The sequence below is a fragment of the Aminobacter sp. Y103A genome (assembly GCF_030294925.1).
GTDB lineage: Bacteria > Pseudomonadota > Alphaproteobacteria > Rhizobiales > Rhizobiaceae > Aminobacter > Aminobacter ciceronei.
In genome coordinates this window covers 2206887-2218497 of record NZ_AP017986.1, presented here as the reverse complement: position 1 = coordinate 2218497, position 11611 = coordinate 2206887, and the positions used below count along the sequence as shown (strand labels likewise).

The 11611-nt window shown below is 61.8% G+C and carries 17 protein-coding genes; 6 read left to right on the top strand and 11 right to left on the bottom strand.

Going from position 1 to position 11611, the window contains the following annotated elements; translation table 11 throughout:
• Positions 1-14: 14 nt before the first annotated feature.
• Positions 15-329, bottom strand: coding sequence for a co-chaperone GroES (groES, locus tag Amn_RS10830; protein ID WP_067966797.1), 315 nt, complete (start codon positions 327-329; stop codon positions 15-17).
• A 332-nt stretch (positions 330-661) separates the two neighbouring features.
• Here groES and Amn_RS10825 point away from each other — a divergent pair, with 332 nt between their 5' ends.
• A complete protein-coding gene (locus Amn_RS10825) occupies positions 662-1009 on the top strand; it encodes a hypothetical protein (RefSeq protein WP_286297001.1) in 348 nt (115 codons plus the stop codon).
• Positions 1009-1299 carry an usg protein gene (locus Amn_RS10820; protein ID WP_154387323.1) on the top strand — a complete coding sequence of 97 codons (291 nt, stop codon included), beginning with the start codon at positions 1009-1011 and terminating at the stop codon, positions 1297-1299. The genes Amn_RS10825 and Amn_RS10820 overlap by 1 nt, the downstream gene beginning before the upstream one ends.
• Here Amn_RS10820 and Amn_RS10815 read toward each other — a convergent pair.
• Positions 1293-1544, bottom strand: a complete 252-nt coding sequence (locus Amn_RS10815; RefSeq protein ID WP_286296999.1) for a hypothetical protein — start codon at positions 1542-1544, stop codon at positions 1293-1295. The genes Amn_RS10820 and Amn_RS10815 overlap by 7 nt on opposite strands.
• Positions 1545-1788: 244 nt before the next feature.
• Here Amn_RS10815 and Amn_RS10810 point away from each other — a divergent pair, with 244 nt between their 5' ends.
• The 3 genes from Amn_RS10810 to Amn_RS10800 all read left to right on the top strand — a co-directional run bounded on the left by Amn_RS10810 (position 1789) and on the right by Amn_RS10800 (position 3272).
• Complete coding sequence (locus Amn_RS10810) at positions 1789-2256, top strand: Hsp20 family protein (RefSeq protein WP_067963583.1); 468 nt, start codon at positions 1789-1791, stop codon at positions 2254-2256.
• 98 nt (positions 2257-2354) lie between these two features.
• Complete coding sequence (locus Amn_RS10805) at positions 2355-2864, top strand: Hsp20/alpha crystallin family protein (protein ID WP_154387325.1); 510 nt, start codon at positions 2355-2357, stop codon at positions 2862-2864.
• Positions 2865-3002: 138 nt separating this feature from the next.
• Positions 3003-3272 carry an autotransporter domain-containing protein gene (locus Amn_RS10800; RefSeq protein ID WP_353622426.1) on the top strand — a complete coding sequence of 90 codons (270 nt, stop codon included), beginning with the start codon at positions 3003-3005 and terminating at the stop codon, positions 3270-3272.
• 67 nt (positions 3273-3339) lie between these two features.
• Here the strand turns inward: Amn_RS10800 and Amn_RS10795 are convergent, their stop codons facing one another.
• Positions 3340-3876, bottom strand: coding sequence for a dihydrofolate reductase family protein (locus Amn_RS10795; protein WP_286296998.1), 537 nt, complete (start codon positions 3874-3876; stop codon positions 3340-3342).
• 368 nt (positions 3877-4244) lie between these two features.
• On the bottom strand, positions 4245-4715 hold the full coding sequence (locus Amn_RS10790) for a metallophosphoesterase family protein (RefSeq protein ID WP_067963593.1): 471 nt from the start codon (positions 4713-4715) through the stop codon (positions 4245-4247).
• A 309-nt stretch (positions 4716-5024) separates the two neighbouring features.
• Here Amn_RS10790 and Amn_RS10785 point away from each other — a divergent pair, with 309 nt between their 5' ends.
• Positions 5025-6503, top strand: coding sequence for a protein adenylyltransferase SelO (locus Amn_RS10785; protein ID WP_442866472.1), 1479 nt, complete (start codon positions 5025-5027; stop codon positions 6501-6503).
• 234 nt (positions 6504-6737) lie between these two features.
• Here the strand turns inward: Amn_RS10785 and Amn_RS10780 are convergent, their stop codons facing one another.
• The 7 genes from Amn_RS10780 to Amn_RS10750 form a co-directional block, all read right to left on the bottom strand.
• Positions 6738-7754 (bottom strand): GlxA family transcriptional regulator, encoded by a 1017-nt coding sequence (locus tag Amn_RS10780; protein ID WP_286296996.1) that lies wholly within the window; start codon positions 7752-7754, stop codon positions 6738-6740.
• Positions 7751-8329: a cysteine hydrolase family protein gene (locus tag Amn_RS10775; RefSeq protein WP_263007547.1), complete on the bottom strand. Its 579-nt coding sequence runs from the start codon at positions 8327-8329 to the stop codon at positions 7751-7753. Before Amn_RS10775 ends, Amn_RS10780 begins: the two co-directional genes overlap by 4 nt.
• Positions 8330-10061: 1732 nt before the next feature.
• A complete protein-coding gene (locus Amn_RS10770) occupies positions 10062-10337 on the bottom strand; it encodes a DUF1488 family protein (RefSeq protein WP_067963609.1) in 276 nt (91 codons plus the stop codon).
• Positions 10334-10645, bottom strand: a complete 312-nt coding sequence (locus Amn_RS10765; protein WP_154387330.1) for a hypothetical protein — start codon at positions 10643-10645, stop codon at positions 10334-10336. Before Amn_RS10765 ends, Amn_RS10770 begins: the two co-directional genes overlap by 4 nt.
• Complete coding sequence (locus Amn_RS10760) at positions 10642-10884, bottom strand: hypothetical protein (RefSeq protein ID WP_067963614.1); 243 nt, start codon at positions 10882-10884, stop codon at positions 10642-10644. Before Amn_RS10760 ends, Amn_RS10765 begins: the two co-directional genes overlap by 4 nt.
• Positions 10885-11010: 126 nt before the next feature.
• Entirely contained in the window at positions 11011-11295 is a 285-nt protein-coding gene (locus Amn_RS10755; protein ID WP_067963617.1) for a hypothetical protein, read from the bottom strand.
• Entirely contained in the window at positions 11292-11552 is a 261-nt protein-coding gene (locus tag Amn_RS10750; RefSeq protein WP_263007550.1) for a hypothetical protein, read from the bottom strand. The genes Amn_RS10755 and Amn_RS10750 overlap by 4 nt, the downstream gene beginning before the upstream one ends.
• Positions 11553-11611: the final 59 nt, after the last annotated feature.

Here is an 11611-nt window from a genome sequence, read left to right as displayed (position 1 = left end):
ACGGCAGGTTCCACTCAGGCGGCCTTCTTCGCCTGGACCGCGGCATCGATCACGCCCATGACGTCGGACTCCTTCATGATCAGGAGATCCTCTCCATTGAGCCTGATCTCGGTGCCGGACCATTTGCCGAACAGGATGCGGTCGCCAACCTTGACGTCGAGCGACAGCAACTGGCCGCTGTCGTCGCGGGCGCCCGGACCAACGGCGATGACCTCGCCTTCCTGCGGCTTTTCCTTGGCGGTGTCGGGGATGATGATGCCGCCGGCCGTTTTTTCCTCGGCCTCGATGCGGCGGACCAGAATACGGTCGTGCAATGGACGGAACGTCATGTCGTTCTCCTCATGGACAAACAGATTTTTGAGGTTCCTCCGCGCCGCATCCGAAGCGGTGCCGGCGCGGGGTGCGCGACCCTCTTCGGCATCGCGCGCAATCGATCTGGGTGAGGTGTTTTTGAGTTTCAAGAGGTGGCTGCAAAAATTCTAGCGCCCGGGTTTGCCGAGTGCTAGCGCGCTGAATTCATGAAGCTATCCGCCGCGAAGCCGCGAAAGCGGGGGCTTGCAATTTCGTTCGAATCCTCCAAATTTTTCTGTCCGACGGTGGTTCGCCTGGGACCATCGTCGGATCGTCAACGCAAGGAGATTTTTGTAACGGAGGACCATCGATGGAACGAACTGTCCCGACGATTATCCCCTCGATCGCCCCTGAAATCACGGATCTGTCACTGGACCGTCTGCTTTTCCCGGCCCGGTTCTTCAGCCATCCCGACGATGTGATAACGGACGATCAACTCGGCATTCAGGAAAAGCGCGCCATTCTTGCCTCCTGGGCATCGGATGCATGCGCGGTCGAATCCATACCGGCCCTGCGCAAGCCACCAGGCATTGCGGCCCCGGTGACTTTCGATGCCGTCATGGATGCGCTTCGCCGCCTCGATGAAATCCGCGCCGACGTCGCTTGCAAATTCGACCAGAGCGGCAACCACGAACGCCCGGAAAGATTGGACGCTTGATGGTGACCGAGAAGAAGCTTGTGGTCAGCAGGGAATTCCGGCTCCAGATGGAGGGTTACGGCCTCACGACCGCGGAGATCCATTATCACCTTCCTGATTACCCGCGGTTGTTGCAGCTTTATGTCTGGCAGGAATACGACCTCGCACCGGAATTCCCAACGCTGAGAGGTTTCCTGAGCTACTGGGAACAGGAACTTGAAGGTGCGCTGCATTCCGTGCGCGTTGCCCACCACCGGCTGATCAAACCTGCCGAGTGGCAGGCAGTGGATGGGGTATTTACGATTCAGTGAGCACCGGGGCCCGGTGCAGCCGGGCCCTCTGTCTCGTCATCGTCGGGTTCAATCAAGTCGATCAGTGCCGCAACCCGCGTTCCGGGCAGAGGGCGGCCTTGCCCCATCAACGCGTCGTCGCCGAAAGCCCACCCCCACGCCTCCCTGAGTTCCACGAGCGAAGCGCCGGACAGGATCACTTGTGCAATCATCGTATCGTCCACCGGCCCGAGGACCGAGACAACGTCTTCCCGCGTCATGGTCATCGCTAACTCCATCGATTTGCCAGCAGACTAGATGGGCATTGGACGGAGCGCTTTCCAGCGGCCCCAGCCTGTGAACCCACCACCACGCCGTCAAAATGTCGGCTCGATGGCTCGCCCCTTGACGTCGCTCAAATCGCTTCCCAACTCATATTCCGTCGGCTGCTGCAAAGGGTCGACACGGTCAGGGAGCGCCAGGCTTCTTGGCGCGCCCTCGTACCTATGTTGCTCCAAGGAGGATGTAGCTATGAGAACAAATATGGACTTCTCTCCCTTCTACAGGTCGAGCATCGGCTTTGACCGGATTTTCGACCTGCTCGAAAAATCCAGTTCCCCACAGGCCGACAATTGGCCGCCCTATGACATCGTCAAGCTCGGTGAAGACACCTATCGCATCGCGCTTGCGGTAGCTGGGTTCGCAGAAGACGAGCTTTCGATCACCCATGAGCCAAACCTGCTCGTCATCAACGGCTCGAAGACGGAAAATGGCGACGTTTTTTATCTCCACCATGGACTGGCGATGAGGACCTTTGACCGTCGTTTCGAACTCGCCGACCATGTCAGCGTCATGGGCGCCAAGCTCGAGAACGGCCTGCTGATCATCGACCTCAAGAAGGAAATTCCCGAGGAGATGAAGCCGCGACGGATCGCGATCAACGCCGGCGCTGACACGAAGTCTGCCTCGAAGCGGATCGAAGGCAACGTAGCGGCATGATCTTAACTGAACCGTCCAGTGCGACACCCCATCTGGGGTGGGGTGTCGTCGCGACCAAACGAGAAAGGACAAACAAGAAAGACGAAAGGAAAAAGGCAATGAGTGTACGTGACCTGATCCCATGGAACCGTGGCAACAACCAGGCCCCGGCGATCAATCGCAGTGAGGACATGGATCCGTTCATGTCGCTGCATCGCAACGTCAATCGGCTGTTTGACGAGGTGTTCCGGGACTTTGACACACCGTCGGTTCTTGGCCGCATGACGCCTCGCAATGGCACCTGGCCAAGCGTCGAATTCTCGGAGAACGACAAGGAAATCCGGGTGGTCGCGGAAATGCCCGGGCTTGACGAGAACGATGTCGAGGTTCTGCTTGAAGACGGTGTTCTCACACTTCGCGGCGAGAAGAAATCGGAAACCGAAGACAAGGATCGTCAGTTCAGCGAACGCTATTACGGGCGTTTCGAGCGGCGCCTTGCTCTCGGCCGCGAGGTCGAGGAGGACAAGGTTGAGGCGGCATTCAAGAACGGCGTCCTCACCGTGACCCTGCCCAAGACGGAAAGGGCGCAGGCGAACGCCAAGCGCATCACAATCAATACCACCAAGTGACAGCTGACTGACCGGCCGGGTGCCCAAGCCCCCCGGCCGGGATCCTTCAGACGAGGAGGAGTCGATGGCGGAGCGGCTGACACCAAACAAGGAGACGAACCGCATCCGGTCGAATTGCGGGCGGGCAAAGCCTTTGCCATGGCCGAGGCCGTGGTGACGTTGCGCGGGCGCCTTGCCTGGGCCCATCATTTCGATCCCGAGCGCAGCCTGACCGCGACCTTCCAGACGCTGCCCGGCGCCACTTTCGTCGTCAATGGCGCTGCCATGGCGCGCGACACAGCACTGGTCGGCGCTGAGGTCGAGACGAGATGGCAAGACGGCTGGTCGGCGACGGCAGGCTTCGAAGGCGAATTCTCCGACGTGACGCGGTCCTGTTCAGGCAAGGGCGTGCTGCGTTACGCCTGGTGAAGCGAAACGTGCCGCTGCGCGCGCCTGCCCGCCGGACTGCGCCGCTCGAGCCATGCCGGGGGCACAATCAGGCCGGCACATAACTCAGCCGGATGACGTCGCCGTCATAGCGCTCGGTTCCGGTCAGGCGCAGCGGCGGCCGGGGGCCGGCGAAAAAGGGCGTGCCGTGGCCGAGCACGACCGGGTGCAGATAGATCCTGTATTCGTCGATCAGGCCCCATTCGGTCAGGCAACGCGCCAGTTCAGGGCCGCCGACCTCCACCTCGCCCTCCAGCTCGACTTTTAGCCGGCGGATTTCCGCCTCGGTCTCCGTGCCGAGCAGCCTGGCGTTGGGCCCGACCGTCTGCAACGTCCTGGAGACCACCCATTTCGGGGTCTTGCGCCACGCTGCCGCAAAGGCGCGCCTGTCCGCATCCCAGCCGGGCTGGTCCTCGTCCCAGTAGCGCATCGTCTCATAGAGGCGGCGGCCATAAAGGCTGCAGGCGAGCTTCTCCGTCTGCTCGACAAAGCGGCGATAGAGTCTTGGGCCCGGGGCGAAGGGGAAACGATCGTGATCGACAAAACCATCCAGGGACTGGTTCATGCCAAAGAAGAAGAACGCCATGCAAAGGCTCCCTGAAACAGGCCATTCGACCTCGCTGCATCCTGCCGCGTGACCGCGGCAGGCGCAACGTCAACCCTCGCAACTTTGGTAGCCATCTCCGGCACGGCCGAGATGGACAGCACGGTCTACGCCAGTCTTGAATGATCGCGTTCGGCCAATCGCGCTCGGCGGCCGAACCCTTGGCAAATCCATGGCGCTTGGTCATCTCGCAGAAGCCTGCGGGAGCGATCCGTGCGGGGACTTGGGAGGTTTTGCTTTCCAGCGCGAAACGACAGCAAGCGGGCCGGTTGCCGAAGGGTCGTTGTCCTTTGAGTTGGCCCAAAACCAGTCAGTCTGCAATCGCCCCCTGGTCAGCCATGCAGTCGGCTTCAATGAAGATCTGAGGCAATCTCGCAGATCCTGGGCACCAATCGCCCGTGGATGATCTGGACCATTGCCAAGGTGATGGGCAGCCTGAACCTGCGCGGGCCTGCACTGCCCGGGTTGAGATAAATGGCGTCATCGCGGCTCTCGATACTGGCACGATGAGAATGACCAGAAATCACGAGATCGATGCCCATCATGGCTGGAGCAAACGTCATATCCTTTCGGTCGTGGATGACGAATATCTTCTGCCCGAACAGCGTCACTTGAAGGGTATCCGCAAACAGAGACGCCCACGGCTCGACATCGACATTGCCGCGAATTGCCGAGACTGGCGCAATACGTTCCAATCTCTCGATGATGGTGGGGTTTCCAATGTCGCCCGCATGGACGATGTGGTCGACGCCTTGAAGAAGCGCAACGGCGTCCTCGCGCAGAAGGCCGTGCGTATCCGAGATCACACCGAGCGTGTTCATGGAGCCCAGAACTATCAGTCCTCGCTGACACTGGCGAGATGCCGACTTCGGCGTCGCTGGTCTGCGCCACCCGGAACGAGGACGACGTCAAGAGCACCCATCAGACCCTCGGCCGCCCGCTTCCTTCCAGATGTGGAATGGGGCTACGGCGACAACTGACAGCAGCTTCCTGGTGACAGCAGCTTCCTGGCTGGACGCCAACATCGGAAACTGCGATTGGGTTGCGACTTAACAGCCCCTCTCGAATTGCTGGCCCGCGCCTCGCGGCATCCCTATCTAGCCGGTAACCTGAACAAGCCCCGAATTGTCATGCGCAGCCCCCGGTTCCAACACACTTATGCCGCCGACCTCCCCGAGCGGCTTTACGCCAGTCCGGATCCATCCCAGGTTTCGACACCGCGTCTGCTCGAACTGAATGAAACACTGGCGACGGAGCTGGGCCTCGACATCGGCTGGTTGCGTGGTCCCCAAGGTATCGACATGCTGGCCGGAAACCGCTTCCCCGCTGACGCGCGTCCCATCGCCCAGGCCTATGCGGGTCACCAGTTCGGCAACTTCGTGCCGCAGCTTGGCGACGGTCGTGCCGTCCTCGTCGGAGAGTTGCCCGATACAACAGGCCAGTTGCGCGACGTTCAATTGAAGGGTTCCGGTCCGACCCGGTTTTCCCGCAATGGCGATGGGCGCGCAGCGCTCGGACCGATGATGCGCGAATACATCGTCAGCGAGGCGATGCACGCCCTCGGCATCCCGACCACGCGAACCCTGTCGCTGGTTGCCACTGGCGAGCACGTCTTTCGCGAGACCAGGCTTCCCGGAGCGCTGATAGCGCGCGTTGCCGCCAGCCACATCCGCGTCGGCACGTTCCAGTACCTTGCCGTACGTGAAGACAGCGACGGCCTGAGGGCGTTGGCGGACTACGCCATAACGCGGCACTATCGGCATCTCGCCGAAGCCCCCCGTCGCTACCTCGGGTTCCTCAATGCCGTGGTAGCAAGGCAGGCGAAGCTGGTGGCGCAGTGGATGCTGGTCGGCTTCATCCATGGCGTCCTCAATACCGACAACGTCGCAATTTCCGGCGAGACGATCGATTATGGTCCATGTGCGTTCATGGACGCCTATCATCCGGCGACCGTGTTCAGTTCCATCGACCATCAAGGCCGCTACGCCTTTGCCAACCAGCCCCGCATCACCGTCTGGAACCTGGCGCGACTGGCCGAAGCGCTGCTGCCCATTCTGGGAAGCGAAGCAGGCGGAGACGATGAAGGCTTCGAGCAGGCGAAAGCGGCGATCGGATCGTTCCAGGCACGCTACGAGGCTGCGTTTCATGAAGGCATGCGCCACAAGATCGGGCTGTTAACCGAACAGCCTGAGGACCTTGGTCTTGCTGCCGAACTGCTTGCGCTGATGGCGCGCAACGGGGCGGATTTCACCCTCACATTTCGCGATCTCGCCGATGAGGTCGACGGCTCCGGCCGCGTGCGCAACCACTTCATCGACCCTGCTGCCTTCGATAGCTGGGCTTTGCGCTGGCGTGAACGGCTGGCTCGCGAGCCGGAGACTGCAGCCGACCGCACGGCGCGCATGCGCGGGGTGAACCCGAAATACATAGCACGCAATCACCGCGTCGAAGCCGCCATCGCCGCCGCCACCAATGAAGGCGACTTTGGCCCTTTCCAGAGCTTGCTCACCGTGCTGGCGCGCCCGTTCGACGAGCAGCCCGGGATGGAGGACTATGCGCGGCCACCAAAAGACGAAGAACGCGTCCTGCAGACATTCTGCGGTACGTAACAGCTACAGGTGCCGAATGGTGGGTTGCTGTCTGACCCATGCATGGGTCGGCGAGAATGGGGTGGGGGAGGAATGGCAGCTGTCCCCCCCAATCTGTCGGGCAACAGCCGGTCGATCGGGCTGCGGCCGGAAATCTTGCAGAGCTTCTGAGCCCCGCGAAACAAAGGCACGGGTGCATGGCTGAGCGCTTCGACATCTGCCGATCCCAGCCTGGCGCCGATCTGCCCAGGCGTTTCAGCTCGTGGGCAGCTGCTGCGGCTGGCCTGCCCCGCCGCGGCGAAAGGCGCTTGGCGGGGTGGCGTTGAAGCGGCCCCAGGCGCGGCGCAACTGCCGGCTCGAGCTGTAGCCGACGCGCTCCGCCACCCGCTCGATGTCGAGCCGCGTCTCGCTCAGAAGCTGCTGGGCGAGAGCCACGCGCAGCCGGTTGAGATAATCCGGAATGCTCATGCCGGCCTGGTCGTTGAACAGGCGGCTGAGGTGGCGGGGGCTTGATATGGCGATGTCGGCCAGGGTCGAAAGCGACCAGTCCCGCGCCGGATCGGCAGACATGGCGTCCTGCACCCGGTGGATGGCGGTGTGGATGTGGTTTCGGCCTTCGAGCCAGGGCGACAGCTGCGGGTCGCTGCCGAGGCGCCTGATATAGACGACCAGCGACTTGGCCACCGCCGCGGAGACGGCAGGATTGGTCAGCCGGCCGATGATGTGCAGCATCAGGTCGATGCCGGCGGTGATGCCGGCGCTGGTGTAACGTTCGCCATCCTCGACATAGAGCTTGTTCTCCTGCACCCGCGCCAATGGCGCCAGGCGGGCAAGACGGTCGCAATCGCTGAAATGGGTGGTGCATCTGACGCCGTCGAGCAGCCCGGCCCTGCCGGCCAGAAGCGCGCCCGAGCAGATCGACACCAAAAGCATGCCGGGCCTTATGCTGCGCCTCAGCCAGCGGACCAGCTCGTCCGAATCCTGACCGGCCGCCTCGACCGGCTGGCCCGTATCCATCGGCTCGTCAGTGTCGCCCGACACCACGATCATGGCGTCCGGCTCGATGGTCTCGGGCAGCGGCGAGATGCCTGAAATGCGCAAGCCTATCGAGCTCGTCACCTCGGGCAAGGCGCCGACATAGGCGACGTCGAACCTGACGTCCTTTTGCAGCAGATTGGCATAACGCAGGGCCTCCATCGGCCCGGCGACATCGAGCAGAAGCGTCCGCGCCGGCATCACCACATAGGTCGGAATCCGGCGCGGCTCGGTCATGCTGCGGCTGCCCTGCCCTCGTCGGCCAGGGATTCGTAGGCCAGCGCCTCTGATATGGTGCAGACGCGGGCGAAACGTCCATCGAGCACGGCCGCCGTGCGCGCCTTGATCTCTTGCGCCGTCCAGGTCTTTCCGCTCGCATCGGTCAGTGGCATGGTGTGGGTCGCCTCGGTGACATAGTCGACCTGCCAGCCGAGATCCGAGCCATGGCGGGTGGTGGTCTCGCAGCACTGTTCGCTGCGGATGCCCGAGACGACGAGGCGGCGGATGCCGTTCTCGATCAGGAACACTTCAAGCGGCGAGCCGACGAAGGCGGAATGCCGGAACTTGTGGAATTCGAGGTCGGGCCTGTCGAGCCTGAGTTCGGCCAGCGGCCTGACGAAACCGGAAGCGAGCGAAAAAATGCCTTCAGGCTCGGCATGGAACACCCGCACGATCTTCCAGCCCTTCTTCACCGCGCCGTCGATCAGCGCCTGCTGGTTCCTGAGATAGGTCGGGCTGTCGACCTCGTGCCAGCTGGCGCGCTGGCGGAAACTTTCCTGGGCATCGATGACAAGCAGGGCGGTATCGGTCATTTCTGGACACTCCGTGAACCATGATGTGCTTGATCCTAGCCCTCGTGTCCAGCCGCGCCAGCCATGCAGCGGACAAGGATCGGACAAAAAAGGACAACCGCCTGCCGCCGGGTCCGGCCGCTGGGGCCGCTGCCCGGCAGCGGTGATGCGCCGGCGCCGCCGCGGCGGCGGGCGCAGAGGCGGCAGCCGGCGGCGTCCAAGACCTGCCCGCAGGCAGGGCCGTGCCGCTCTCACCCCGCCCCGACGCCGGGATTGCGGCGCAAGATGCCGCACCGCCGCGCCATTCGCCGACGCCGCCGATCGGCTCGAACAGCCGGCAGAGCTTGGCACGGACCTCTGTTCAATCCACCTCTGAAAAGCGCCGAGCTACCCTTTTGCGAGCGCTGTCTCACATGCAATCGCAACCTCGGAGAGCGGTTTGTCGGACCCAAGTGGAGTGGCCCAGCCGGCGCGTTCAATGACCCCACGGCGGTTGAAGCCTCGGCTGGTCTCCAGCTCCGACAAGATTTGAGTGGAAAGCGGGTCGGATCTTGAGCGTTCCAGGCAATACGGCGTCAGCACAGACGCCACAGCCATTTGCGATGAGGCCTCGGCCATCAAGAGGGCCGTGCTTTGGGTAACCCATCCGCCAACGGTGAAGCCGATGGTTGCTGTAGCCAGAGCGCCGATGGCGGCGCCGTAAAGCACCGCTATCGAGAGCATAGGTGATCTCATGGTTTTTCCGATCAACGGAAATGCAGGCATGGCGCCCGCAATGGGTCAGTCATACTTTAACACAAAACAAGCCAGAAACCCATCACGATAGTATATTGCGTCTAGGTTTCGCCATATCTCCTGCTATGGCGAGCGCGCCTTCCAATGTCTCGGAGTAGCGCGCAGTGTTCTCGAGGCCGCCAAAACTGTTTAACCGGATTGTCGTCCCTCTCTTGCTCATGACTATACCAAGCGGTCGAAGGTACTCTTGAAGCTCACGATATTTCACGTCGATCTCCCTCATTGAGGATGTGCACATGCTGTTCGTTGGAATCTCGGTTCCGATATCGCGGACCATTGCCTGGGAGCGTCGACTGAAACTTGCCGGCCATGGAAATATTGAGCAAGTCGCTGGCGTCTCGAGAGCGGACGTAGCGAGCGGTCCGAGCCATGCCCGATCCGCGTCATCGTCCACTTCCTTCTGGCCAGATTCAACGGACAGAGCGCTCAACGTCGCTGGTCGTCGGGCACGATGGGCACAATAGCCTAGACCAGCTGATGTCGCGTGTGCGTTTCTCTTGCCCTGCGCCTGATGCCGCTCGTGTCGTTTTCGCTCCGTCGCTGGGTTTCGGTTCTTGGTCCTCTCACGGCGGCGCCCTCATCGTCCGATTTTTCGATATCCATCACCTTTGCGGCATCATCAGAATTGACGCTGGGCCCAGCCTTCGATGCTTCACTTGCGGTGGCGTATGCGAGCCTCATGCCTGATGTATCGAGAGGGAACATTCGCCTGGCCGCTCCAAAGACCTCGAGCATAGCGAACGGACGAGCTGCCTTCTTGCATGTGTTCAGCAGAGTGCGGCTCGCGGCTCGCGCGTCTTGTGGGAAGCTGTTGATGACGAAACTCCAGACCAGATTTTGAGTTGCTCATATTGGCTGCATCGACTTTTCGGGTTGCGACCCAATCGGCAGCCAACGGCGTGAACGCCTGGGACAGGATCGTGCGCAGGCACGATCGGTCCCCGGGGCATTGGCTGTCTCACCGGAAATCGACGGCAGTCAGCGTGTAGTAGGTGCGGCGACCATGGGAATAGGCTTCGCGCGCGACATCGTAGATTGACTTGCGCGCTACGTCGAACGCGGTCAGGCATTCTGACTCGGACAGCTGTGTCCCGCTTGCACAGGCCCCTGCTCTCGCCAATGCGCCGGCTTCGACGAAGAAGCGCACTTCGAACATGCCGTCGTGACCGATGAAGCGGACGGCATTTTTTGCTTGGTCGAAGCTGCGGCTCGGATTGAGAAATGCAAGCGTCACGTGTTGCCTCCTGTTGCGCTCAGCCCAAACGCTTCCGGCCCGCTCCGTCCCCTGTGGCGGCCTGTATTGCGAAGATTGAGAAAAATCATCCCGCTCGTCGCACGAGACCGGGTCAGCCCCGTCATCGCCTGGCCGTCGATATTGACCGGGATGCCCGTGAAGACATGATAGACGGTCCAGGAGCGATCCGCTTCGATGCGGCGGCCAACTTGATGTTCGATGGAGTAAGGCGCCCCGCCTTCATTGTCCCAGATGTCGATCGCGGCGGCATCGCGTCTGGGTTGGCTTTCGGTGCTGCGGTCCGTCATGGTCGTGACCTTCCTTCAGAGAGTGCGTCGGCATCTACGTCCCCGGAATAGAGAACCCTGCCATCCGCGTCGGTAATCGTGATGCCGTCCGGCCGCTGCGGCAGGTCGAGGGTTTGCGACAGGCGCAGTGCAAGCTCTATCGCCCCCTCGACGTCGGCGACTTCATCTGTCTCGCGGCCCACGACCGCATGGGCGTCGTCCTTGCCGCGGGTGCGATAGAATTCGATCACGATCTTCATCTGCCGCCCGCGGTCACCTTTCTGGCGAGCTTTATCTGGCTGCCGAACGTGACTTCACGCATCGGAGGTGTTTTCACCTGGGCCTGCTTGGGCTTTCGAATCTCGCGACTGCTGCGCTTTTGTCCCTTAGCCATGGCCGAATGCCCTTTCGATGAGACTTGCGTCGTCCTGCCCCAGTGGCGCGCCGAGCAGTTCGATATTGTCTTCGGACGTCACGCGCTCATGAAGTTCTCGTTCGTTGCGGATGCGGTACTGAGGCGAGTCTTCTCTCGCGGGCAACGTGCCCGTAATGCGGTATGCCTGCGTGCCGAAGCTTCGCTTCAACCGTACGGTCTGCCCTATCGAAAAACGATGGATCGTCGGGTCGCGCCGGGCAGGATGCTTGCCTCGCATGAGGAAGGTCGCAGTCATGATTGCCGGTCCCTTTCCAGTGCGGCTTCGAGGTCTGCCGGATTGATCGGCATCATCTGTTGTTTAGGCCCCGGCGTGTCGATCGCCGGCAGATGGAAGAATGTCTTGGTTCGCAGCCAGGCCACTCGGGAGACGCTTTCGATCAGTTCTTCGTCTCGATCGACACGGTAGGCTCCCGCCGGTTGCTGTCCGGCGATGCCCGCGAATGAAAATGCGGATGCGAAGTGGACGACGGTTTCTATGGTTCGGCTGGTCACGGCTGCGTTCTCCGCAGGATTGCGCGGGATACGTCCCGCAACGCTCTGACGCCACATTC